This window comes from Streptomyces sp. NPDC055506 (assembly GCF_053643595.1).
The window spans coordinates 33,928-57,773 of sequence record NZ_JBSHKH010000030.1; the positions used below are offsets into that span (position 1 = coordinate 33,928).

The 23,846-nt window shown below is 72.4% G+C and carries 20 protein-coding genes and 2 pseudogenes; 13 read left to right on the forward strand and 9 right to left on the reverse strand.

The features are described from left to right. From ACWIF2_RS14350 to ACWIF2_RS14365, 4 genes and pseudogenes are all read right to left on the reverse strand, one after another. Positions 1–978, reverse strand: coding sequence for an ABC transporter substrate-binding protein (locus ACWIF2_RS14350; RefSeq protein ID WP_454360535.1), 978 nt, complete (start codon positions 976–978; stop codon positions 1–3). After that, positions 975–1,844 (reverse strand): ABC transporter ATP-binding protein, encoded by an 870-nt coding sequence (locus ACWIF2_RS14355; protein WP_454360536.1) that lies wholly within the window; start codon positions 1,842–1,844, stop codon positions 975–977. Before ACWIF2_RS14355 ends, ACWIF2_RS14350 begins: the two co-directional genes overlap by 4 nt. Before the next feature lie 145 nt (positions 1,845–1,989). Beyond that, positions 1,990–2,073 (reverse strand): annotated as a pseudogene (locus ACWIF2_RS14360) (pyridoxamine 5'-phosphate oxidase family protein); the annotation flags it as partial. Between the two features lie 74 nt (positions 2,074–2,147). After that, complete coding sequence (locus ACWIF2_RS14365; protein ID WP_454360537.1) at positions 2,148–3,311, reverse strand: serine hydrolase domain-containing protein; 1,164 nt, start codon at positions 3,309–3,311, stop codon at positions 2,148–2,150. Between the two features lie 84 nt (positions 3,312–3,395). Here ACWIF2_RS14365 and ACWIF2_RS14370 point away from each other — a divergent pair, with 84 nt between their 5' ends. The 3 genes from ACWIF2_RS14370 to ACWIF2_RS14380 are packed head-to-tail and all read left to right on the forward strand — an operon-like array spanning position 3,396 to position 7,614. Then, positions 3,396–6,440, forward strand: a complete 3,045-nt coding sequence (locus ACWIF2_RS14370; protein WP_454360538.1) for an AfsR/SARP family transcriptional regulator — start codon at positions 3,396–3,398, stop codon at positions 6,438–6,440. After that, on the forward strand, positions 6,434–7,348 hold the full coding sequence (locus tag ACWIF2_RS14375; RefSeq protein ID WP_454360539.1) for a HipA family kinase: 915 nt from the start codon (positions 6,434–6,436) through the stop codon (positions 7,346–7,348). Before ACWIF2_RS14370 ends, ACWIF2_RS14375 begins: the two co-directional genes overlap by 7 nt. Beyond that, positions 7,345–7,614 carry a SelT/SelW/SelH family protein gene (locus ACWIF2_RS14380; protein ID WP_184588795.1) on the forward strand — a complete coding sequence of 90 codons (270 nt, stop codon included), beginning with the start codon at positions 7,345–7,347 and terminating at the stop codon, positions 7,612–7,614. Before ACWIF2_RS14375 ends, ACWIF2_RS14380 begins: the two co-directional genes overlap by 4 nt. A gap of 19 nt (positions 7,615–7,633) precedes the next feature. Here ACWIF2_RS14380 and aceB read toward each other — a convergent pair whose 3' ends face one another. Both aceB and ACWIF2_RS14390 read right to left on the reverse strand, forming a co-directional pair. Beyond that, the gene (gene aceB / locus ACWIF2_RS14385; protein WP_454360540.1) at positions 7,634–9,259 is read right to left on the reverse strand and encodes a malate synthase A; all 1,626 of its coding nucleotides are present in this window, start codon (positions 9,257–9,259) and stop codon (positions 7,634–7,636) included. 207 nt (positions 9,260–9,466) lie between these two features. Next, positions 9,467–10,081, reverse strand: a complete 615-nt coding sequence (locus ACWIF2_RS14390; protein WP_454360541.1) for a nucleotidyltransferase family protein — start codon at positions 10,079–10,081, stop codon at positions 9,467–9,469. Between the two features lie 230 nt (positions 10,082–10,311). On the opposite strand from ACWIF2_RS14390, the gene ACWIF2_RS14395 reads away from it, so the two are divergent. Continuing rightward, positions 10,312–10,605, forward strand: coding sequence for a DUF5955 family protein (locus ACWIF2_RS14395; protein WP_454360584.1), 294 nt, complete (start codon positions 10,312–10,314; stop codon positions 10,603–10,605). Between the two features lie 22 nt (positions 10,606–10,627). Here ACWIF2_RS14395 and ACWIF2_RS14400 read toward each other — a convergent pair whose 3' ends face one another. Beyond that, entirely contained in the window at positions 10,628–11,425 is a 798-nt protein-coding gene (locus tag ACWIF2_RS14400; RefSeq protein ID WP_454360542.1) for an IclR family transcriptional regulator, read from the reverse strand. Positions 11,426–11,665: 240 nt separating this feature from the next. On the opposite strand from ACWIF2_RS14400, the gene allB reads away from it, so the two are divergent. Together allB and alc are read left to right on the forward strand one after the other, a co-directional pair. Continuing rightward, complete coding sequence (allB, locus tag ACWIF2_RS14405) at positions 11,666–13,006, forward strand: allantoinase AllB (RefSeq protein ID WP_454360544.1); 1,341 nt, start codon at positions 11,666–11,668, stop codon at positions 13,004–13,006. A 51-nt stretch (positions 13,007–13,057) separates the two neighbouring features. After that, positions 13,058–14,173 (forward strand): allantoicase, encoded by a 1,116-nt coding sequence (gene alc / locus ACWIF2_RS14410; RefSeq protein ID WP_454360546.1) that lies wholly within the window; start codon positions 13,058–13,060, stop codon positions 14,171–14,173. A 98-nt stretch (positions 14,174–14,271) separates the two neighbouring features. Here alc and ACWIF2_RS14415 read toward each other — a convergent pair whose 3' ends face one another. After that, positions 14,272–14,976: an SDR family oxidoreductase gene (locus tag ACWIF2_RS14415; protein ID WP_454360548.1), complete on the reverse strand. Its 705-nt coding sequence runs from the start codon at positions 14,974–14,976 to the stop codon at positions 14,272–14,274. A 254-nt stretch (positions 14,977–15,230) separates the two neighbouring features. On the opposite strand from ACWIF2_RS14415, the gene ACWIF2_RS14420 reads away from it, so the two are divergent. Both ACWIF2_RS14420 and ACWIF2_RS14425 read left to right on the forward strand, forming a co-directional pair. Continuing rightward, entirely contained in the window at positions 15,231–15,857 is a 627-nt protein-coding gene (locus ACWIF2_RS14420) for a dihydrofolate reductase family protein (RefSeq protein ID WP_454360550.1), read from the forward strand. A 107-nt stretch (positions 15,858–15,964) separates the two neighbouring features. Next, positions 15,965–16,360 (forward strand): ribonuclease domain-containing protein, encoded by a 396-nt coding sequence (locus ACWIF2_RS14425; protein WP_215117651.1) that lies wholly within the window; start codon positions 15,965–15,967, stop codon positions 16,358–16,360. A gap of 40 nt (positions 16,361–16,400) precedes the next feature. Here ACWIF2_RS14425 and ACWIF2_RS14430 read toward each other — a convergent pair whose 3' ends face one another. After that, positions 16,401–16,601 (reverse strand): hypothetical protein, encoded by a 201-nt coding sequence (locus ACWIF2_RS14430; RefSeq protein ID WP_454360552.1) that lies wholly within the window; start codon positions 16,599–16,601, stop codon positions 16,401–16,403. 178 nt (positions 16,602–16,779) lie between these two features. Between ACWIF2_RS14430 and ACWIF2_RS14435 the strand changes: the two are divergent. The 5 genes and pseudogenes from ACWIF2_RS14435 to ACWIF2_RS14455 all read left to right on the forward strand — a co-directional run bounded on the left by ACWIF2_RS14435 (position 16,780) and on the right by ACWIF2_RS14455 (position 23,840). Further along, positions 16,780–18,056, forward strand: a pseudogene (locus ACWIF2_RS14435) (sensor histidine kinase). Between the two features lie 449 nt (positions 18,057–18,505). Then, positions 18,506–19,636, forward strand: a complete 1,131-nt coding sequence (locus tag ACWIF2_RS14440; protein WP_454360554.1) for a hypothetical protein — start codon at positions 18,506–18,508, stop codon at positions 19,634–19,636. Then, positions 19,627–20,283: a hypothetical protein gene (locus tag ACWIF2_RS14445; RefSeq protein WP_454360556.1), complete on the forward strand. Its 657-nt coding sequence runs from the start codon at positions 19,627–19,629 to the stop codon at positions 20,281–20,283. Before ACWIF2_RS14440 ends, ACWIF2_RS14445 begins: the two co-directional genes overlap by 10 nt. A gap of 3 nt (positions 20,284–20,286) precedes the next feature. After that, on the forward strand, positions 20,287–20,988 hold the full coding sequence (locus tag ACWIF2_RS14450; protein ID WP_454360558.1) for an RES family NAD+ phosphorylase: 702 nt from the start codon (positions 20,287–20,289) through the stop codon (positions 20,986–20,988). After that, complete coding sequence (locus ACWIF2_RS14455) at positions 20,985–23,840, forward strand: CHAT domain-containing protein (RefSeq protein WP_454360560.1); 2,856 nt, start codon at positions 20,985–20,987, stop codon at positions 23,838–23,840. Before ACWIF2_RS14450 ends, ACWIF2_RS14455 begins: the two co-directional genes overlap by 4 nt. Positions 23,841–23,846: the final 6 nt, after the last annotated feature.

The following is a 23,846-nucleotide window of genomic DNA, read 5'->3' on the forward strand; positions in this document are numbered from 1 at the left end:
CTACTTCGTCAGCGCGTCGACGAGGGCGTCGATGTACGCCTCCATCGACTGCGGACCGCCGAACATCCAGATGCCGTCGGGCAGCCGGTGCACCTTGTCCGCCTTGACGAACGGCAGGGACGTCCACACGGCGTTCTTCTTCAGCTGGCCGGAGAACGGGTTGCTGGACTTGTCCTCGTCGTTGCCTATGTAGGCGAACCGCACGTCCTTCGGCAGGGCGGTGAGGCCCTCGACGTCGGTGGTGCCGAGGCCGTAGGCCGGGTCGCCCTTGACCTTCCAGGCGTTCTTCAGGCCGAGCTGCTTGTTGACCGACCCGATGAGGGAGCCGTCGGTGTACGGGCGCAGGGAGACCTGGTTGGAGGTGACGTAGCCGTCGGCGAAGGCGATGTCGGAGCCGTCGAGCTTGGCCTCGGTGAGGGCCTTCTTGCCCTCGGCGACCTTGGCCTCGAAGCTCGTCCGGGCGGCCTTCGCCTTGTCGGTGGTGCCGGTGGCCTTGGCGATGAGGTCGAGGTTGGTGAACATCTGCCCGATCTGGTCGGACGCGTCGGCGGACTTGATCTCCAGCACCGGGGCGATCTTCCGCAGCTGCTTCACGGCCGCGTCGGGCAGGTCGGAGCTGGCCACGATGAGGTCGGGGGCGAGGGAGGCGACGGTGTCCATGCTGGGCTCGCCGCGGGTGCCGATGTCCTTCGGCTCGTTCTTCAGCGGGACGGCGGTGTCCCACGTCTTGTAGCCCTTGACGTCGGCGACGCCGACCGGGTCGACACCGAGGGTGATGAGACTCTCGACCTCGTTCCACTCGGTGGCGACGACCTTCTTGGCCGGGCCGTCGAGTTCGACCTTCGCGCCGGTGGAGTCGGTGAGGGTGATGGCCTCGGAGGTCTTCTTCGAGCTGTCCGCGGCGGGCTCGGTGGTGCCGCAGGCGGCGAGGGTGAGTGCCGCGGCCGTGGTGGTGGCGGTGAGCAGGAGACGTCTCATGAGGTGGTGCCGAGCCTTTCGCTTCGGGTGGTACGGGTGTGGTGCCGGCCGATCGGACGGGTCCGCGGTCGGCCGGTGTGGGGGTCTGTGTCGACGTCGATCCGGATGCCGTAGACGGCGGTGAGCCGTTCCGGGGTCAGGACCTCCTCGGGCCGGCCCTCGGCGACGATCCGGCCCGCTTCGAGCAGCGTGATCCGGTCGGCGATGGCCGCCGCCTGGTCGAGGTCGTGCAGCACGACCCCGACGGCGATCCCGTGGTCGTCCGCCAGATCGCGGACGAGGTCGAGGAGTTCGATCTGGTAGCGCAGGTCGAGATAGGTCGTCGGCTCGTCCAGCAGCAGCACACCGGTCTCCTGGGCGAGGCAGCTCGCGAGCCAGACCCGCTGCAACTGCCCGCCGGAGAGGTGGTCGGCGCCGCGCTCGGCGAGGTCCGTGACTCCGGTCAGCGCGAGCGCCCGCTCGACAGCGGCCGAGGCGTCCGGGTCCGGGCGGCCGAAGCGGCCCCGGTACGGGTAGCGGCCGAACTCGACGAGGTCCCGCACGGTCAGCCCGCTGGGCGTGGGCCGGCCCTGGGTCAGCAGGGCCACGTACCGCGCGAACTCCCGGGCGGTCAGGGCGAGGCCGTCGGTGCCGGCGTCGATCCTGAGCGCGGCCTCGCGGGCCCGCTGCAGCCGGGCGATCGTCCGCAGCAGCGTCGACTTCCCGCTGCCGTTGGGGCCGACCAGGACGGTCACCTCACCGGGCCGGAGCGCGATCGCCGCGTCGTGCACGACATCCACGCCGTCGTACGACACGGTCACACCCGTGGCCGAAAGTTGATGCCCGCGCAGACGCTGTCCGCCGGCCGTTTCTTCACCTGATCTCACGCGGCGAAGGTTAGCCTAACCTTAGTTAATGCCGAGAGGGGGGTGCCTGAACCGTGATCTCAGCCCGTCCGCCACGAGGCCGGATCCATACCCCCGAGCGGCGCAGCGACTGCGGGCAGTGCGGATAGACCTCGTCGATCTCGAGCGGGGAGCGGGTGAGGATGTCCCGGTCCCGCTCGGTGAGCCGGTCGTGGACCTCCTCGATCACCACGGGCCACGGCTCGCCCAAGGAGGGCTCCCGGGGTGTGCGCGTCCGTTGATCTGTCCGTACAGCCTAGCGAAAGTAAGGCAAGGCTAGCCTTATCAAGGGTTCCGGGGCGGGCAGAACTCGGCCGAGACGACGTTCTTGCCGCCGCCGACCCAGTCCCCGTTGAAGTTCAGGGTGATCATGTGGCGGCCGTCCCTGGAGCCGAAGGACTGGGTCGAGGAGCCGTGGATCCCGCCCGAGTGGCCCCAGACCGGGACCCCGCAGCTCGTCTCGTACTCGATGAGGCCCAGGCCGTAGCGCTGGCCCGGCAGATTGCCCTCCGTCGACACCGTCCTCGTCATCTGCCGGAGCTGGGCGGGACGCAGCAGCCTGCCGCCGAACAGCGCGCCGAAGAAGCGGTTGAGGTCGGCGGAGTTGGTGATCATCTCGCCCGCCGCCCAGGCCCAGGACGGGTTGAGCTCGGTCACGTCGTAGGTCTTGCCCGGGTCCTCGGTGAAGGTGGAGTAGTGCCGGGTGGGCGCGGGCACATGCGGGTCGGTTCCGGGGAAGCGCGTGGCGCGCATCCCCAGCGGCCCGGTGACGCGCCGTTCGATCTCCTCGGCGTAGGGCCGCCCGGTCAGCTTCTCGACGATCAGCCCGAGCAGCAGGTAGTTGGTGTTGGAGTACTTCCACGAGGTGCCGGGCTCGAACTGGGGAGGGTTCTCCAGGGCGAGGGCGATGACCTGCTGCGGAGTCCAGTCGTCGTAGCGGGACTCCAGGAAGTCGATGCCGAGCACCTTCTTCGCGAACGTGGCGTCGTCGGTGAAGTTGAAGATGCCGCTGGTGTGGTTCATCAGCTGACGCACCGTGATCTTCGTGCCGTCGTGGCCGTTCCCCCGCACCAGTCCGGGCAGGTAGTGGTCGACCGTGGCATCGAGGTCGACCCTGCCCTCCGCCTGGAGCTGGAGCAGGACGGTGGCCACCAGGGTCTTGGTGACGCTTCCCGCGCGGAACCGGTCGCCGTGGCCGCGCGGCTGCTTCGTGGTGAGGTCGGCGACGCCCGAGGCGCCCTTCCACACCCCATGGGTGTCGCGCACCTCCGCCACGACACCGGGCACACCCGCCGCGACGGCGGCGTCCATGGCGGCTCGGGTGGCGCCGTGCCCGGACCCTCGTGTGTCCGCCGCGGCCGCGGCCGCGGGCGCGGACAGCAGGGCCGTACCCGTCGCCGCGATCGCCGTCACGCAGACCAGCGTCGTCCGTAGCGGGCGTGTCGACATGTGCACCGACCTCTCTCGGCTCGTGGGAAGGGCATCGTTCCGACCGGCCCTAACAGGGCCCCCACGCGCCGCTAACAGCGATGTGTGACGCTCTTCGAGCACGGGGCCGATGCCGAACGCGGGGGAGTGCTGGTGAGGTTCGAGGTACTGGGAGCACTGACGACGGCCGACGACGACGGCGTGGCCTTCGTCGTCCGGGGAGCGAAGCCCCGCGCGCTGCTCGCCGTCCTGCTGCTGGAACCGAACCGCACCGTGCCGCCGGACACGGTGACGGCGGCGCTGTGGGGCGAGGACCCGCCGCCGACCGCCACCGCCTCGCTGCACAACCACGTCGCCCGGCTGCGCCGCGACCTCCGCGACACCGGCGGCACCCGGCTGCGCACCATGCCCCACGGGCTCGAACTGCGCGTCGACGTCGACGAGTTGGACCGTGACGCATTCGAGGGGAGGGTGCGCCGGGCTGTGGAGGCCCGCAGCCGGGAGGACTGGGAGGCGGCGGAGCGCGCGGCTCACGACGCGCTCGCCCTGTGGCGCGGCACCCCCTTCGCGGACGTGCCCGCTCTCGCCGGGCACCCCGTCGTCACGTTCCTCCAGGAACAGCGGCTCCAGGCGCTGGAATGCCGCTTCGAGGCCCTGCTGCGCCTCGGTCGTCCGGAAGGGCTCGCAGCCGAGCTGGGCCTCCTCGTCGAGGAGCATCCGTTCCGGGAGGCGCTGCACCGCCAGCTGATCCTCGCCCTCGGCCGCACCGGCCGCCGAGCCGAGGCACTGGCCCGCTTCCGGTCCTTGCGCCGGACCCTGGCCGAGGAACTCGGGGTCGAGCCCGGCCCGGCCCTCCAGGACGCCCACCAGGAGGTGCTCCGCAGCGCCACGCACCGGCCGCACCGTGAACCGCCCACCTCCGACGCCCCGTTAACCGCCGCCGAGTCCGAACCCCCTGACGTGCCCGGGCGGATGCCCCCGCGGCCGGAGCAACTCCCCGCGCCGCCCGACCGGTTCGTCGGCCGCGCCGAGCACATCGCCGCGATCCGTACCGCCCTGGAATCGGACCGCACCGGCACCGCGTGCGCGGTGATCAGCGGCATGCCGGGCGTCGGCAAGACAGGTCTCGCCCTGCACATCGCGGAACAGCTCAGGCCCGCGTTCCCGGACGGCCGCCTCTACCTCAACCTGCACGGCGCCACACCCGGCATCGCCCCCCTCACACCCGCCGACGCCCTCGCCGCCCTTCTGCACGGCCTGGGGGTGGACACCCGGCGGATCCCCGGCGACGAGGAGGCCGGCTCCGCCCTGCTGCGCTCCGCCCTGGCCGCCACCCGCACCCTCCTCGTCCTCGACGACGCGGCATCGGTGAGCCAGGTGCGCCCCCTGCTCCCGGCTGGCGCCGGCTGCGCCGTACTGCTGACCAGCAGACAGCCGCTGGCCACCCTCGGAGCCGCCACACACGTCCGGCTCGAACCGCTCCCGCCGCGGGACGGCGCCCTCCTGCTGGAGCGGGCCGCGGGCCGCACCTGGGCCGCGGCCGACGCCCGGGCGGTCGCCCGGCTCGCGGACCTGTGCGGCCACCTGCCCCTGGCGCTGCGCGTCTGCGCGGCCCGCCTCAGGAGCCGGACGGCACTGTCGGTGGAGAAACTGGTGGAACGCCTCGACCGGGTGGAGGACCGCCTGGACCACCTCGAACTGGAGGACCTCAGCGTCCGCCGCTCCCTGACGGCGGCCCACGAGGCACTCACCGGCTCCGGCGACCCCCGCGACCGCGACGCCGCCACGGCCCTCGCCCTCGTCGGCGCACTGGACCTGCCCGAGTACGGCGCACCGCTGATGGCCGTCGCGACGGGCTCCTCCGAACGCCGCGCCGAACAGGCCCTGGACCGCCTGACGGAGGTGGCGCTGCTCCAGGAGACGCACTGGGGCCGCTACGTCCCGCACGACCTGGTCCGCGACTTCGCCCGGGAACTCGCAGGCCTGCCGGACGCCCGGGCCGGGAACACCGACGCCGTCGAACGGGCCCTGCGCTGGTACCGGCAGCGGCTCGCTCGATGCGCCGCCGCCCTCCGGCCTGGGCCCGGCCGAGCGCCCGAACAGCCCGGGGACGCCCCGGCCTTCGCCGACGCGGCGGCGGCACTCGCCTGGGGCGACACGGAGTCGGCGAACCTGCTCTTCCTGGCCGACTCCGGCGCTGACGGACGCCTGGGACCCGGCCGCACCCTGGAACTGATCAACTCACTGTTCCCCTATCTGCACGACCGCGGCCGGGCCCGGGACCTGGAACGCCTGACGCGGCACGCCATCGCCCTCGCCAGATCGGGCGGCGACGCCGCGGCCGAGGCACGGGCCCTCGGCCAGCTCGCCTCCGCGCACTACTCGGCCGGACGTGTCCGCCAGGCACTGCTCCTGCTGGACGAAGCCGTCGAGCTCAGCGGGCACCTCTCCGACGACGCGGCCCGGATGCGGCACCTCGGCAACCGCGCCGCGCTGCTGCGGGAACTCGGCCGCGGCGCCGAGGCCCGGGCGACGCTCGCACGGTGTCTCGCGCTGCGTCCCGACACCCTCGCGCCGGCCGAGGAGGCGACCCTCCTCGGCCACCAGGGGAACGTCGCCGAACTCGGCGACCCGCGCTCCGCCCTCTCGCTCCACCTGCGCAGCCGGGACCTCGCCCGGCAGGGCGGGAGTGCCGTGCTCGAACAGGTCGCCCTGTGCAACGCGGGCCGCGCCCACCTGGCCCTCGGCGAGCCCGCCCAGGCCCTGCGGAGCTTCGACCAGGCGCTGAGCGCCACGGCCTCCGGCGCCGGTCACTGGAACGCCGAGCGGGAGACCCGCCTGGGCCGCTCACAGGCCCTGCGGGCACTCGGCCGACCCGGACCCGCCCGGGAGGAGTGCGAGGCCCTGATCAGGGAAGCCGCCGCACGCGGCGACTCCTACGGGCGGGGCCTCGCCGAGTACGAGCTGGGACACGTCCTGAGGGCGCTCGGGGACGAGCACGCGGCCCTGACCCGGTGGCGCGGCGCGCTGACCGCCCTGGACGGCACGGACGCCCCGATGCTCGCCGACCTGCGCACCCGCACCGGGGCGATCAATTCCTACAATGCTCAGGTCATCCCAGAGGCCGGAAGCGAGGGGCGCACATGCTGAGAGAGGTCACCGCCACCCGCTACGTCGCACCCCTGCACTCCGGCGGCTCCGTCCCCGGCGTCGTCGAGGCGGACGACCTGGGCACCTACGTCGTCAAATTCACCGGCTCCGCCCAGGGCCGCAAGGCGCTCGTCGCCGAGGTGATCGTCGGGGAACTGGCCCGTGCCCTCGGGCTGCGGTTCCCGGAACTGGTCCTCGTGCACTTCGACCCGGCGGTAGCGGACGCCGAGCCCCACCAGGAGGTGCGGGAGCTGCACGCGGTCAGCGCGGGGGTGAACCTCGGCATGGACTATCTGCCGGGTGCCCGGGACTTCACCCCGGAGATCGCCCGCGTCTTCCCCGTGGACCCGCTGGAGGCGGGCAGGATCGTCTGGCTCGACGCCCTGACCGTGAACGTCGACCGCACGGTTCACAGCTCCAACCTGATGGTCTGGCCCACCCTCGGCGTCGCACCCCCGCGCCTGTGGCTGATCGACCACGGCGCCGCCCTGGTCTTCCACCACCGCTGGGACGGCGCCGACCCGGCCAAGGCCTACGACTTCAGGCACCACGCCCTCGGCCACTACGGGCCCGATGTGCGGGCCGCCGACGCCGAGTTGGCGCCCCGGGTGACCGAGGAGCTGCTGCGCCGCATCCTCGCGGAGGTCCCTGACGCCTGGCTCGCGGACGAGCCCGGCTTCGCCGGCCCGGACGAGGCACGCGAGGCGTATGTGACGTACCTCCACGCGCGCGTGCGGTCCTCCGGGGCCTGGCTGCCCACCGGCTTCCCCACCCGGGAGGAACTCGCCGCAGAGGAGGCCGCCCGGGCGGCCAGAACCCAGCAAGGACGACCCGCGTGGCTCAAGCAGGTCCCCGACCTGCACGGAAAGCCCGCGGCCCAACAGGATTGGTCGGTGCACCTCGGATGAGTGGCCGTGTGGAGATCGAGTACTGCACCCAGTGCCGCTGGCTGCCCCGGGCGGCGTGGCTGGCTCAGGAACTGCTCACGACCTTCGAGGCGGAGCTGACGGAACTGGCGCTGAAGCCCGGCAAGGGCGGCGTGTTCGTCGTCCGCGTCGGCGACGAGGTCGTCTGGGACCGGCGCGAGCAGGGCTTCCCCGAACCGACCGCCGTGAAGAAGGCCGTACGCGACCGAGTGGCCCCGGGAAAGACCCTGGGCCACTCGGAGCGGTGACTGATCAGGCGCCGGCTGTTCAGCCCTTGAGCTGCTCGTACGCGGGCAGGGTGAGGAAGTCGGCGTAGTCCTCGTCGAGGGAGACCGTCAGCAGCAGGTCGTGCGCCTGCTGCCAGTTGCCGGCCGCGAAGGCCTCGTCGCCGATCTCGGCACGGATGTTCGCGAGTTCCTCGGCGGCGACCTTGCGGGCCAGCTCGGCGGTGACCTGCTCGCCGTTGTCGAGGACGACCTCCGCGTTGATCCACTGCCAGATCTGCGAGCGCGAGATCTCGGCGGTGGCCGCGTCCTCCATCAGGTTGAAGATCGCGACCGCGCCGAGCCCGCGCAGCCAGGCCTCGATGTAACGGATGCCGACCTGCACGGCGTTCACCAGGCCCGCGTACGAGGGCTTGGCGTCGAGGGAGTCGACGGCGATCAGGTCGGCCGCCTTGACGTCGACGTCCTCGCGCAGCCGGTCCTTCTGGTTGGGCTTCTCGCCGAGGACCTTGTCGAAGGACTCCATGGCGATCGGCACCAGGTCGGGGTGGGCGACCCAGGAGCCGTCGAATCCGTCGTTCGCCTCGCGGTCCTTGTCGGCGCGCACCTTCTCGAAGGCGACCTTGTTGACCTCAGCGTCCCGGCGGGACGGGATGAAGGCCGCCATGCCGCCGATGGCGTGCGCGCCGCGCTTGTGGCAGGTGCGGACGAGGAGTTCGGTGTAGGCGCGCATGAACGGGGCCGTCATCGTGACCGCGTTGCGGTCCGGCAGGACGAACTTGGCGCCGCCGTCACGGAAGTTCTTGACGATGGAGAAGAGGTAGTCCCAGCGGCCCGCGTTCAGCCCGGAGGCGTGGTCGCGCAGCTCGTAGAGGATCTCCTCCATCTCGTACGCCGCCGTGATCGTCTCGATCAGGACGGTCGCGCGGACGGTGCCCTGCGGGATGCCGACGTAGTCCTGCGCGAAGACGAAGACCTCGTTCCAGAGGCGGGCCTCCAGGTGCGACTCCGTCTTCGGGAGGTAGAAGTACGGGCCCTTGCCGAGGCCCAGCAGGCGCTTGGCGTTGTGGAAGAAGTACAGGCCGAAGTCGACCAGCGCGCCGGGCACCGGGGTGCCGTCCGCGTCGACGAGGTGACGCTCGTTGAGGTGCCAGCCGCGCGGGCGCATGACGACCGTGGCGAGTTCCTCGTTCGCCTTCAGGGCGTACGACTTGCCGGACTTCGCGTCCGTGAAGTCGATGTTCCGGGTGTAGGCGTCGCTCAGGTTGAGCTGGCCGAGGATCACGTTCTCCCAGGTGGGCGCGGAGGCGTCCTCGAAGTCCGCGAGCCACACCCTGGCGCCCGAGTTGAGGGCGTTGATGGTCATCTTTCGGTCGGTGGGGCCGGTGATCTCGACCCGGCGGTCGTTCAGCGCGTCCGGGGCCGGGGCGACCCTCCAGGAGTCGTCGGCGCGGATCGCGGCGGTCTCCGGGAGGAAGTCGAGGGTGGAGGTGCGGGCGATCTCGGCGCGGCGCTCGGCGCGGCGGGCGAGGAGTTCGTCACGCCGGGGCGTGAACCGCCGGTGCAGCTCGGCCACGAAGGCCAGTGCCGCTTCGGTGAGGACCTCCTCCTGCCGGGGCAGGGGCTCGGCGTCGACGATGGCCAGCGGTGACGGCGCTGGTGCGGACATGAACGGTCACTTCCTTCAGCGAGCTACGAAGACGAGGCGGCGGTTCGGCACCGGGTGCCAGTCTTCCCGGATACGGCGTTCGGCACCCGCGGAGCCCTCGGGCGCTTCTGAACTGTGGATACTAGTTTCCTCATAGTGGAAGTTCAATCGTGTGTTGATGTCGAGACTCTTCGGATCGAGGAAAGGTGGCGCTCCGTGCCACCCCGCTCACTCAAGGTGGGCCAGATCGGCCTCGGTGTCGATGTCGAAGGGCCGGGCCACGTCCCCGCACTCGACGAGCGCGATCGCCGGCTCGTGTTCCTTCAGATAGGCGCGTGCCCCCCGGTCCCCGGTGGCAGTCGCGGCGATGCCCGCCCAGTGGGCGGCACCGAACAGGACGGGATGGCCCCGCACCCCGGCGTACGCGGCCGACACCAGCGATTCCTCGCCCCGGTACGCACCGAGGACCCGGGCCACCGCCTCCGCGCCGATGCCGGGCTGGTCGACGAGTGAGACCAGGGCGGCCCGGGCGCCCGTACCGGCGAGCGAGTCGAGACCGGCTCGCAGGGAGGTGCCCATGCCCTGCTCCCAGGCGGGGTTGTCGACAAGGACGCAGTCCGGCAGGACGGCCCGTTCACGCACCTCTTCGGACCGGGCGCCCAGTACTACATGGACCCGGGAGCAACCGCCCTCCCGCAGCACCCGCACCGCGTGCTCCACGAGCGGCCGCCCTCGATGGAGGAGTAGTGCCTTGGGCCGCCCTCCGAGTCGTCGCCCGCCCCCGGCGGCGAGCAGGAGCCCGGCAACCTCCTGGGCCTCTTCCCGCGTCTTCCGTGTCGTCATGGATCCTGCATACCGCACGATCCGGGCCGAGAAGTCACGCAGCGGAGCAAGTCGATGACGCAATGGACTGGCGCCTGGTGGGCCCTGTCGTTTACTGTCGCCCGCACCGACCGTCCGGGCGTCCGATCGCTGCCCGGTGTGGGGGACTTCGCGTCGGAATGGCACGCGCACGACGAGGTGCGAGGGGGAGGACTGTGTTGCGGAGCGTGGAGCAGAAGCGGCAGGGGCCTGTGACCAGCGGCGACGAGGACCCGCGCGTGACGGAGCTGCGCTCCGCCGTGTCGGGGCTGCGCCGCCGGCTCGCCGCCCATCCCGGCGATTTCGCCGACCGGGTCATCGCCGAGGAGGAACTGGCCGCGCTGGACGCGATGGCCGTCGCCGGCATCCCTGAGATCCCGCGGCTGCGCCGCTCCCTGTTGCTGATCGCCGGCGCGATCGGCTCGGTGAGCGCGCTGTCGCCCGGCCTGTCGGAGGTCCGCCGGGCCGTGGACCTCTTCGGGGGGCCGGTGCGCGGGGAGGGCTAGAGCCCCGCACTCGTGCCGAACGTCAGGCGGGGCTCTGGTTGGCCAGGGCCTCCGACAGTTCCGCCGCGACCTGCTGGAGCACCGGCACGATCTTGTCCGTCGCCGCCTCCGTGACCCGGCCCGCCGGGCCGGAGATGGAGATGGCCGCGGCGGTGGGGGAGTCGGGCACCGAGACCGCCAGGCAGCGGACCCCGATCTCCTGCTCGTTGTCGTCGATCGCGTAGCCCTGCCGGCGTACGTCCTCCAGGGCGGCGATGAACCCGTCCGGCGTCGTGATCGTCTTCTCCGTCGCGGCGGGCATGCCCGTGCGGTGGAGCAGGGCGCGCACCTCCTCCGCCGGGAAGCTCGCGAGCAGGGCCTTGCCCACGCCCGTGGAGTGCGGCAGCACGCGCCGGCCCACCTCCGTGAACATGCGCATCGAGTGCTTCGACGGCACCTGCGCCACGTACACGATCTCGTCCCCGTCCAGCAGCGCCATGTTCGCCGTCTCGCCGGTCTCCTCGACCAGCCGGGCGAGGTAGGGCCGGGCCCAGGTGCCCAGCAGCCGGGAGGCCGACTCGCCGAGACGGATCAGGCGCGGGCCGAGCGCGTACCGCCGGTTCGGCTGCTGACGGACGTATCCGCAGGCCACCAGTGTGCGCATCAGACGGTGGATGGTCGGCAGGGGCAGCCCGCTGCTCGCGGACAGCTCGCTCAGGCCGACCTCGCCACCCGCGTCCGCCATCCGTTCGAGCAGGTCGAAGGCGCGCTCCAGGGACTGTACGCCGCCGTTGGCGGAGGACCGGGCGGAGTCGGTGGTGCTGGCGCTGGACGTCGGCACGGCGCGTTCCTTTCGGGGCTGGCGGCGGAAGAGCAGAAGCCTACCCGGCAGTCGGTTGACTCCCCGCTCGTACGTAGCTACGTTCTGCGTGCTGGAAGTTTAATTCCGCTTTGTGGAAACGTCCAGGAGTAGTCATGTGAAAGGCGCCGAGGTCCAGTGTGCCCTTGACTGGCGTGGGAGAGGGAGTGAAACTCCTTCAACAGGAAGTTGAATTCCGGTAGGTGGAAGTAAGGGGTTCGGGTGTCCGACGCTGAACTGGTGCTCCGCTCGACGCGTGTCATCACTCCCGAGGGGACGCGCGCCGCCTCGGTCGCCGTCACCGACGGCACGATCACGGCCGTCCTCTCGTACGACGCGCCCGTACCGGAGGGTGCCCGCCTGGAGGACCTGGGCGACCACGTCCTGCTGCCCGGCCTGGTCGACACCCATGTGCATGTGAACGACCCGGGCCGCACCGAGTGGGAGGGCTTCTGGACCGCCACCCGCGCCGCGGCGGCCGGCGGCATCACGACCCTCGTCGACATGCCCCTCAACTCCCTCCCGCCGACCACGACCGTCGCGCATCTCCGCACGAAGCAGCGGGTCGCCGCCGACAAGGCGCACATCGATGTCGGCTTCTGGGGCGGTGCCCTGCCCGACAACATCAAGGACCTGCGCCCGCTGCACGAGGCCGGCGTCTTCGGCTTCAAGGCGTTCCTGTCGCCGTCCGGCGTGGACGAGTTCCCGCATCTCGACCGCGACCCGCTCGCCCGCTCCATGGCCGAGATCGCCGCCCTGGACGGACTGCTCATCGTGCACGCCGAGGACCCCCACCTCCTCGCCTCCGCCCCGCAGCGGCCCGGCCCCCGCTACGCCGACTTCCTCGCCTCCCGCCCCCGGGACGCCGAGGACACCGCCATCGCCCAGCTCATCCGCGAGGCCAAGGCCCTCCACGCGCGCGTGCACATCCTGCACCTGTCCTCCAGTGACGCGCTGCCCATGATCGCCGAGGCGAAGGCGGAGGGCGTCCGCCTCACCGTGGAGACCTGCCCCCACTATCTGACCCTCACCGCCGAGGAAGTCCCCGACGGCGCCAGCGAGTTCAAGTGCTGCCCGCCCATCCGCGAGTCCGCCAACCAGGACCTGCTCTGGCAGGCCCTGGCCGACGGCACCGTCGACTGCGTCGTCACCGACCACTCCCCGTCCACCGCCGACCTGAAGACGGACGACTTCGCGACGGCGTGGGGCGGCATCTCCGGGCTCCAGCTGAGCCTGGCGGCGGTGTGGACAGCGGCCCGCGAGCGCGGTCACGGCCTGGAGGACGTGGTCCGCTGGATGTCCGCGCGGACCTCCGAACTGGTCGGGCTCGACACCCGCAAGGGCGCCATCGCGGCGGGCCGCGACGCCGACTTCGCCGTCCTCGCACCCGACGAGACCTTCACCGTCGACCCGGTGGCCCTCCAGCACCGCAACCACGTCACGGCGTACGCGGGCAAGACCCTGTACGGCGTCGTGAAGTCCACCTGGCTGCGCGGGCAGCGCATCGTCGCGGACGGCGAGTTCACCGAACCGAAGGGCCGACTCCTCACCCGGCAGCCGTAGACCTCCCCGCACCCGTATCCCACCGGCCGACTCCCGAAAGGCACCCATCCCGTGACGGCGATTCCCAGCTTCACCGGCGACGCGAACCCCTACGGAGGCGGCGACCCGTACGCGGACTACCGCACCGCCGACTTCCCCTTCACCCAGTACGCCAACCTCGCCGACCGGCGCCTCGGGGCCGGTGTCCTCGCCGCCAACGACGAGTTCTTCGCCCAGCGCGAGAACCTCCTGGTGCCCGAGCCCGCCGAGTTCGACCCCGAGCACTTCGGGCACAAGGGCAAGATCATGGACGGCTGGGAGACACGGCGGCGGCGTGGCGCCTCCGCCGGGCATCCGTGGCCGACGGCCGAGGACCACGACTGGGCACTGGTCCGTCTCGGCGCCCCCGGCGTGATCCGCGGGATCGTCGTCGACACGGCCCACTTCCGCGGCAACTACCCCCAGGCGGTGTCCGTCGAGGGCGCGTCCGTGCCGGGCTCCCCGTCGCCGGAGGAACTCCTCGGGGACGACGTGAAGTGGACGACCCTGGTCCCGCGCACCCCGGTCGGCGGCCACGCGGCGAACGGTTTCTCCGTCGCGGCCGAGCAGCGCTTCACCCACCTGCGGGTGAATCAGCACCCCGACGGCGGCATCGCCCGCCTGCGCGTGTACGGCGAGGTCGTCCCGGACCCCGAGTGGCTGCAGACGCTGGGCACCTTCGACGTCGTCGCCCTGGAGAACGGCGGGCAGGCGGAGGACGCCTCCAACCTCTTCTACTCGCCCGCCTCCAACACCATCCAGCCGGGCCGCTCCCGCAAGATGGACGACGGCTGGGAGACCCGGCGCCGCCGCGACCAGGGCCACGACTGGATCCGCTACCGGCTGGCCTCGCAGGCGCGGATCCGCGCCCTGGAGATCGACACCGCCTACCTCAAGGGCAACAGCGCCGGCTGGGCGTCCGTGTCGGTCAAGGACGGCGAGGACGGGGAGTGGCGCGAGATCCTGCCGCGCACCCGCCTCCAGCCCGACACCAACCACCGCTTCATCCTCCCGGAGCCGGCCGTCGGCACGCACGCGCGCGTGGACATCTTCCCGGACGGCGGCATCTCCCGGCTGCGCCTGTTCGGCTCCCTGACCGAGGACGGCGCGAGGCGTCTCGCGGCGCGACACCAGGAGCTCGGCGGCTGAGCCGGCCCCGACCCATGGGGCGCACCGGCCTGACAGCACCGATGCGCCCCATGTACGCCACATGCACCCCCATGAACGTCACGTGCGCCCTGTGGGCCTCACGCCGCGTGCCCGCCGTCCACCGAGAACTCCGCACCGGTCACATACGTCGCCCCCGCGAGGTAGGCGACCATCGACGCCACCTCGTCCGCCGTCCCGTACCGCCCCAGCGCGGTCATCGCCGCCTGGCCTTCCGCGTGCGGACCGTCCGCCGGATTCATGTCCGTGTCGATCGGGCCGGGAAGGACCAGGTTCGCCGTGATCCCGCGCCCGCCCAGCTCCCTGGCCAGGGCCTTCGTCAGACCGGCCAGGGCGGCCTTGCTCATCGCGTAGAGCGTCCCTCCGGGCCCCGGCACGCGTTGTGCCATGCAACTGCCGATCGTGATGATCCGCCCGCCCTCGGGCAGCCACGCGGCGGCCGCCCGGGACGTCAGGAAGACACCCCGTACGTTGATGTCGAGGACCCGGTCGACGTCCTCGAGGGACAGCGTCTCCAGCGGCCCGAGAACCCCCACGCCCGCGTTGTTCACCAGGACGTCGAGCCTGCCCAGCGCCTCGGCCGCCGCGTCCACCACTTCGGCCGCGTCGGTGGCGTCTCCGGCGTCCGCCCGCAGCGCCACCGACCGGCGCCCCAGGGTCTCCACGGCCCGTACGACCTCCTCGGCCGCCTCCTTGTCGTTCACATAGCCGACGGCCACGTCCGCGCCCTCCCGGGCCAGCCGCAGGGCCGTCGCCGCGCCGATGCCCCGGCTCCCGCCGGTCACGAGAGCCACCTTGCCGTGCAGGGTTTCCTGGGAAGCCGTCTGAGTAGTCGCCTGAGCAGTCGTTCGAGAAGTTCCTTGTGAAGTCATGCCTCCATCCCAGCGGCCGCCCGACGGCGACGCTGGCGGCGAACGTACATCGAGGTCCCCGGCGAGACGCGCGCGTGTCGTACGGCCCAGCGATGAGTTGCGGGTGCCTGCGGGGTCTGTACCCATGACAACGGACCCTCTTCGTTCCGGAAAGGCAGGCACCCGCCATGGGCAAGCTCGTCTCCACCCTCTTCGTCACCCTCGACGGCGTCTACCAGGCCCCCGGCGGGCCCAAGGAGGACACCCGCGGGGGCTTCACCCACGGCGGCTGGAGCTTCTGGTACGCCGACGAGGACTTCGGCCGGTTCGTCAACGACGTCTTCGCGCGCCCGGCCGCCTTCCTGCTCGGGCGCCGTACGTACGACATTTTCTCCTCCTACTGGCCGAAGGTGACCGACCCGGCCGATCCGGTCGCCTCGAAGCTCAACTCACTGCCGAAGTACGTCCCTTCCTCGACCCTGAAGGACCCCGGCTGGGCGGGCACCACCGTGCTCTCCGGTGACCTCGGCAAGGAGGTCACCGACCTCAAGGAGCGCACCGATGGCGAGCTCCAGGTGCACGGCAGCGGCGCCCTCGTCCGCTCCCTGCTGTCCCTCGACCTTGTCGACACCCTCCACCTGCTGACCTTCCCGGTCGTGCTCGGCACCGGGTTCCGGCTGTTCCCGGAGGGCGCCGTACCGACCGCGTTCCGGCACACGGGAGGGAGCGTCAGCGGCGCGGGCGTCTCGATGCAGACGTACGACCTGGCGGGTCGGCCGGAGTACGGCGAGTACAAACTGCCGGAGGACTCGTAGCCGCCTCACTCCAAAGGGTTAACTTCCCGCAAACTCATCGGACTTGACGGGAAAATCTCCGCGCTTGACATTGACATGCCACTGTCTACGCGCGTCATCATGAGCGCATGAATTTCCCCCCACGCGCCTCGCGGCTCGGCGCAGCAGCCGCCCTCGTGTCCGCTCTCCTCATCGGCGGGACCGTCTCCGCCACCACGGCCGACGCGGCCCCCACCGCCGTCGGTGACATCTGCTACAGCAAACTGCCGTCCCAGGCCCACGACACGCTCGACCTGATCGAACAGGGCGGCCCCTACCCGTACGAGCAGGACGGCACCGTCTTCCAGAATCGGGAGGGCATCCTGCCCCAGCAGTCGACCGGGTACTACCACGAGTACACGGTCAAGACCCCCGGTTCCTCCAACCGCGGTGCGCGGCGCATCGTCACCGGTGAGGAGAACCAGGAGGACTACTACACGGCCGACCACTACGAGTCGTTCGACCTGGTCGACTACGGCTGCTGAGCCGGGCCCGCAAGGGTGGTGCCGGAGGTCCGTCCGCTGCTCAGACGGACTTCCGGCTCTCGGCCGCCGCGAACAGGGCGACGCCCAGCACGAGCAGGGTGACGCTCGCGTAGATCTCGTAGCCGTCGAGGAATCCCAGTCGTTGCACGAGCCCCCAGTTCCAGTCGGTGAACTCGTGCACCAGGCCCGCCACGCCTTGGACCAGGGCGAGGAAGCCGAGAATCTCCAGTACCTGCTTCATGCCATGAGCCTCGCCCAGCCGACCCCCGATCACATCGGCCGCGGGGCGGGCGTCCGGTGACTGAAGTCCCGGTTCGGGCCCGTCCGACGGCGTCGAAAGTCTCCGGTGTGACGACTTTGGTCGACGATCCCGCCCGGGAGGCGGTGGAGCGGGACCGGGCTGCGTAGATTTGTCGACCGTGAGTGGTGACAACGCGGGGCAGGCCGCCACGGTGCCGGCGGGGGAGACGCCCTCGCTGTTCACCGGACGCACATGGTTCATCCCGTCCGCCCTGCTGTACGAACTCGACCCCGACGCCGAACGGGACGGGCGTCGGCCCCGGCGCACCGCGCGCGACTGGGCCGTCGACTTCTGCTGCTTCCTGCTGGCCGTGCTGGTGGGGGCGGTCGCCCTGGAAGCCCTCGTCAAGAACCCTCATGTCCCGGAAGGGCTGGCCGTCGTCGACCAGGTCATCGGCGCGCTGGCCTGCGCGGCCGTCTGGCTGCGCCGCCGCTGGCCGCTGGGGCTTGCCGTGGCGCTGACCCCCGTCAGCCTCGTCTCGGACACCGCGGGCGGTACGGCCGTGATCGCCCTGTTCACCCTCGCGGTGCACCGCCCCTTCCGGTACGTGGCCTGGGTGGGCGGTGTCAACGTCGCGCTGGTCCCGCTGTTCTACTGGCTGCGCCCCGACGGCGACATTCCCTACCTGGTGAGTGTGCTCTTCGCCGTGCTGCTCACGGTGGCGATCGTCGGCTGGGGCATGTTCGTACGGGCCAAGCGGCAGTTGCTGGTGAGCCTCAGGGACCGTGCCCGGCGGGCCGAGACGGAGGCGCGGCTGCGGGCCGAGCAGGCGCAGCGGCTCGCCCGCGAGGCCATCGCGCGGGAGATGCACGACGTACTCGCCCACCGGCTGACGCTGCTGAGCGTGCACGCGGGCGCCCTGGAGTTCCGGCCCGACGCGCCCCCGGCCCAGACCGCGAGGGCGGCGGGTGTGATCCGGGAGAGCGCGCACGAGGCCCTCCAGGACCTGCGGGAGATCATCGGTGTGCTGCGGGCGGGCGAGCCGGACGACACGGGCAGGCCGGTACCGACTCTCGGGGCACTGGACACGCTGGTCGCCGAGTCCCGCCAGGCCGGCATGAAGGTCTCCCTGGACCAGCGTGTCGGTGACCCCGCCGCCGTCCCGTCCTCCGTCGGCCGCACCGCCTACCGCATCGCTCAGGAGGGCCTCACCAACGCCCGCAAGCACGCGCCCGGCACGGAGGTCACGGTGTCCGTCACCGGCGCACCGGGCGACGGCCTCACCGTCTCCGTGCACAACCCGGCCCCCGAGGGCGAGGCGCCCCCCCCGTGCCCGGCTCCGGCCAAGGCCTGATCGGCCTGACGGAACGGGCGACCCTGGCGGGCGGCCACCTGGAGCACGGGCCCACGCCGGATGGCGGGTTCGAGGTGCGGGCGTGGCTGCCGTGGGCGTGAAGGGCGGGGCCGGTTGACCGGGGCGGACTCCGTGGACCTGCGGACCCCGTGGACCCACGGACCCCGTGGACCCACGGACCCTGCGGACCACGGCCCCCGTTCCCCGTGCCTCTCCGGTCCCTACGGGCCTCCGGTCCCTACGGGCCTCCGGTCCCTACGGGCCTCCGGTCCCGTGGACCACGGTCCCTCCGGGTCCCCCCGGTCCTCGCGGACCACGGCCCCCGCTCTCCGTGCCTCTCCGGTCCCCACGGGCCCCGGTCCCCACGGGCCCCGGTCCCCACGGGCCCCGGTCCCCACGGGCCCCCGGCCCCTGCGGACCACAGTCCCTCCGGGTCCCCATGGACCCCCGGCCCCCGCGGACCACGGTCCCCCCCAGGTCCCCATAGACCACGGCCCTCATGGACCCCCGGCCCTTGTGGCCGGTGAGGCGCGCGGCGGATCATGGGCATATGTCGTCTGGTGCACCGCAGTTCGAGGTCGCGTCCGTGTTGAGGGAGGTGAAGACGGTCCGCGTCGAGGGCCTGGTCCGGATCCGGGAGCTCGGTGTCCCGCTGCTCCGCCGGGCGGCCGCCGCGCACTCCGCCGCCGTGACCGACGCCTGGCCCGTCGAGGTGGAGAACCTGCTGCGCACGGCCGTGTCCCGGCTCGGCGGCGGCGACCTGGAGCAGGCGGCAGGCTACTCGCTGGGCCTGGCGCCCGGCCTGCGCGACCGCCCGGCGGCGGACCGGCGCCGACTCGCCGCCCAGGTGTACAGCGTCAGCGTCGAGCGCTTCCGCAAGAGCCAGGAGGAAATGGTCCTGGCCCAGATCGCCGAACAGGTGTGCTGGCTGGCCGGCGTCGCCCCGCAGCGCGCGGCCACGCCTCAACCACCCCTCCTCGCGCCGCACTTGCAGCACCGCTCCCTCCGCGTCGGCTCCCGCGACGTACTGCTGCACGTCCACCCCGTCGAACTCCTGCGGAACGTCGACGTGATCGTCTCCCCGACCAACACACACCTCTCCCTGCCCGCGATGTTCAAGGCCTCCGTGTCCGCCTCCCTGCGCCGCGCCGGCGCCGTGCGCGGCACGGCCGGGGACGTCACCGCCGACCCCGTGCACGACGCGCTGCTCGCCTGGCGCACGGCACAAAGGCTGCTGGGCCGCCCCGCACTGCCCGGCACCGTCGCCCCCACCGAGCCGGGCGCCCTCGCGGCCCGGGGCATCCGCCGTCTGTACCACGCCGCCGTCGCCGTCCCGAGGCCCGGCACCAACGACTACGACGTCGCCGCCCAGGACGTCGTCACGGCCGCGGCCCGCGCCCTGGCCCTGCTGTCCGAGGAACGCGCCGCTTTCACACCGCCGTTGCGGTCGATCTGCTTCCCCCTGCTCGGCGCGGGCCGCGGCGGACTGCCCCCGCAGACCGGCGTCAGTGCCCTGTGGGCCGCGCTGGACGCCGGCACCGACCGGGACACGGACCTCCACCTCGTCGTCCGCCGCCCCCTGGTCGCCGACCTGCTGGCCCACACGCTGGGCGCGCGCGAACGGCTCCCCGCCGCACACGCGTCAGCCCACACCGAGGAGAAAGGGACCAGGTGCGGGTGAACCCCTCCATGGTGCTCGCGGCCGCCGCGGCCGACTGGCAGAGACTGTCCGGCCTGCTCGAACCCGGCACACGCCGGACGCTGAGCGAGCGGCTGTCCCGACTGCGAGCCGGGGTGGACGCCACGGACCCGGCCGGCGTCCTGGCCGCCGCCGAGACGCTCCTCGACGCCCTCCCCGCCGACGAGTCCGCCCGGCTCCGACAGCACGGCGACACCGGGCGGTTCACGGCGCAGCCCCCGGCCCAGCAGCTGTACGAGGGGTACGCGGCGGCCGACCTGTGCATGCTCGTCCTCGACGGCAACCCCATGGTCGGACCCGTCCTGGGCCCCGTCCGCGAACGCCTGCTGCGCGAGCCGTCCACGCCCTGGACCGAGAGCGCCGACCCACGGCTGATCGTCCTCTCCGGCCCGGACGGCCGCAGACGGCTGCCCCTCTTCCAGTTCGAGGCCGGGGCCATGCCCTGGCGGATCGTCCTGGACGTCAACTCCGTACTGCGCGCAGCCACCGACCCCTGGGGCGCCGCCGACTGGTGGCTGTCCCGTACGACATGGTGGGACGGCACCCCCGCGGCCCTGCTGGGCCGTGGCCGTGACGCCGAACTGCTCGGCGCGGCCCGGGAACTGGCCGGTCCGGAGGGGGAGGAGTAGCCCATGGGCAAGTACCCGCCGCCCGAGGCCCTGCCGGGCGAACCGACCCGCGCCGTCCTGCGTGCCGGTACACCGGTGTACCGCGTGCACTCCACCCACCGCCCGCCGACGGCCTACAACGCCCGCCCCTCGCACGCCTTCTACTACGGCGGCCGTTTCGACAGCACCCCTTACGACCGCTACGGCTACCTCTACGTCGGCTTCGGCGTCGGTGCCGCCGTCTGCGAGGTGCTGCTGCGTTCACTGCCGTTCGACTCCGACGCGGGCCACCGGCTGCTGCCCCGTGTGGCGTTCGAACGCCGCAGCCTGTCCTTCCTGCGACTGGCCGCCGACATCGAGGTCGTCTCGCTGATGTCCGGCGCGGATCTCGCCGCGGTGGCGCAGGACGCGTGGCTGGTGCACACCGAGGGCGCGGACTACCCGCAGACCCGCGACTGGGGCCACTGGATCCGCCGGCACACCGAGCCCTGGGCGCAGGGCTTCGTCTGGCCGTCCAAGCGCGAGCCCGCCGACCGGGTCGCGATCCTCTTCGACGACCGGGGCGGGCCGCCGGTGCTGGAACCCACGGGCGCGCCCGGCGTCGACTTCGGGACCGAGGAGGGGGAACGCTGGCTCAACGGGGTGCTGGCGCCGTACCGGACACGGACCGCGCCGCGGCCCGCGGGAGCGGGGGATGCGCGATCGGGAGCGGGGGATGCGAGATGACGACTCCGTACGACCTCCAGGCGCTGCGCTGGGAGATCGAGCAGCGGATCGAGGGCGTCGTGAACGGCCTGGAGCTGGCCGGCATGACCCAACTGGTACTGGACCGGCTGAGCTGTACGACGGCGCGGCAGGCGTACGACCGGTTGATCGAGGACTGGGCGGCGCTGCCCCGGGGCACCGTCATGTCCGGCCTGCGCGCGGGACATGTGCTGAGCGTGCTGCCGATCCTGCGGCTCGAACAACCGCTCTTCGATCCCGTGCGCGAGGAGGAGCTCTGGCAGGAGGTACGCGACCACGGGCCTGCGGACGAGATCTGGCAGGCCGACGTCGTGGTCAAGAACAGCGCGTTCGGCCTGCGGCACCTCACCGACCCCGCCGACATCGAGCGTGCCATCGCCCGGATCGAACGGGCCAGGGCCGCAGTTCCGTCCGGCACCCGGACCCGCGAGAACCTCGACTTCGCCCATGCCATCCTGCGGACCTATCTGGCCCAACTGGGCGGCGGAGAGGATGACTTCGACACCGCCGTGGACGACATGGCGCGCATCGTCGGGACCGCGGCACTGCGACCGGACGAGCGGGTGGCTCTGAACGCCCAGATCGCCCTGTTCCGTGTGCACCAGGCGGCCCGCAGCGCCGACGAGGAGGCCCTGGCCGAGCAGATCCGCGTGCTCGAACGGGCCTTGGAGGAACTGCCCGCCGAACACATCGACATGCTCGCGTTCGAATCGAACCTGGAAGGCGCCCGGAGCCACCTGGGCCTCCTGCGAGCCCGGCGCACCGGACGCTTCGAACCCGCTGCCGAAGGGGCGGGCGCCGCCACACCCGCGCACGAGATCCGCCGCCGGATCGCGGGGCTGCCGCGCAACGCCCAGGCCGACAAACTGGCCGAGGCGGCCTTCGCGGTCGGAGCACGCGCCCTGCCGGCGATGGACCACCAGGGAATGCTGGAGGCCATGGAGCTTCAGGAAGCCACACTGGAGCTGCTCGAACCGGACGACGAGCGATGGATCCGGGCCACGGGCTCGCTGGGAGTGGCGCACTGCACCATGGCCGGACTCCCCATGGGACCTCCGGCCGGCCGCCCCGACCACCTGGACCAGGGCATCGCCTGGCTGCGGCACACCCTGAAACTCGCCGGTGGCCCGCACCACCCCTTGTGGGGCGGCACCGGCATGTCGCTGGCCAGGGCCTACCGCCTGCGCGGCGACGAGTACACGCACGACGCCCGCACGAGACGCCTGAACTACGACGCCTCCCGCCGCGTCGGCCTCGACTGCCTGCGCGCGGCGGCCTGGAGTTCCCTGCTCCAGTCCGGTACGGCCCATGCCGCCCAGACCGCCCGGCTGGCGGGCGGCCAGGCCCTCGACGTGGCGCGCTGGTGCCTGGCCGACGGCGCCCACGCCGACGCCGTACAGGCCCTGGACGCGGGGCGCGGCCTCGTCCTGCACGCGGCGACCGTGGTCACCACCGTGCCCGACATGCTGAGGGAACTGGGCAAGACCGAACTCGCGCGGGAGTGGCAGGCGGCGGGCAGTGCGCCCGTGGTGGGGGAGGAGATGCTGATGGCCGCTCAGACCGCGGTCGCGGGGCCCTCCAGCCGACTGCGCCGACGGGTCCTGGAGGCACTGGCCGACTCCCCCCGGCAGCACGGCCTGCTCGACGTGCCCTCACCCGGGGACATCGGCCCGGCGCTGCGCGCGATGGGCGCGACCGCACTGGTCTACCTGGTGGCCGGTGAGGAGGAGGTGCCCGGACTCCTCGGCCCCCGGCACGGCTCCGGCGCCGCCGTCATCGTCAAGGCCGACGGCACCACGGACGCCCTCGACCTGCCCCACCTCACCCTCGACGCACCCCCGCTCACCGCCTACCGCGCCACCGGCACCCCGGGCCGCGACGCCGGCGGCCCGCCCGAGGACGACACCCCGCCCGAGCCCGTCCCGAGCCCCGCCACGAGCCGCGCCGCCCTTGAACAGGTGTGCGCCTGGGCCGGTACGGCGGTGATGGAACCGCTGCTGAACCGGCTCCCGCGCGGCTACGGCCGGGTGCCCACGGTCGTGCTCGTCCCCATGGGCGCCCTGGGCGTCGTGCCCTGGCACGCCGCACGCATGCGTGGCCGGCGCAAGGCTCGGGCCTACGCCTGCGAGGAGGTGGACATCTCCTACCTGCCCTCCGCCCGGCTGCTGTGCGACCTGGCCGCCCGGCCCGCCGCCGGCACCCGCCGGACCCTGGTCGTCGGCAACCCGACCCGCGATCTGCACCACGCCGGTGAAGAGGCCGAGGCCGTCCACAGCGTCTTCCACCCGGACGGCGACCTGCTCGGCCCCGGCGCCGCCACGCCCGCCGCCGTCACCGACTGGCTGCGCCGGCAGCAGGGCGGACTGCTGCACCTCGCCTGCCACGGAGTGGTGCGCCAGGGCGAGCGGCACAGCGCCTATCTCGCCCTGTCCGGAGGGCGGTTGGCCGCCGAGGAGCTGACCGAGGGCGCGACCCGCTACCGCGGCCTGGACCTGGTCGTGCTCGCGGCCTGCCGTACCAACGTCTCCGGGCACGGCTACGACGAGGCGTACAGCCTGTCCACCGCGTTCCTCGTCGCGGGCGCCCGCTCGGTCATCGGCTCCCTGTGGCCCGTGCCCGACGAGGCGACGTCCCTGCTGATGTACATGACCCATCACTTCATGAGCCAGGAAGGCCTGTCGCCCGGAGCGGCGCTGCGCAGCGCCCAGTCGTGGATGCTGAACGAACGCCGCGAGGCGCCGCCCGGCATGCCGGACCGGCTGCGGGCACGGGTACGGCACATCGACGGCGCCGACCTGACCGCGTGGGCGGGCTTCACCCACCTCGGCTGGTGACGGCTC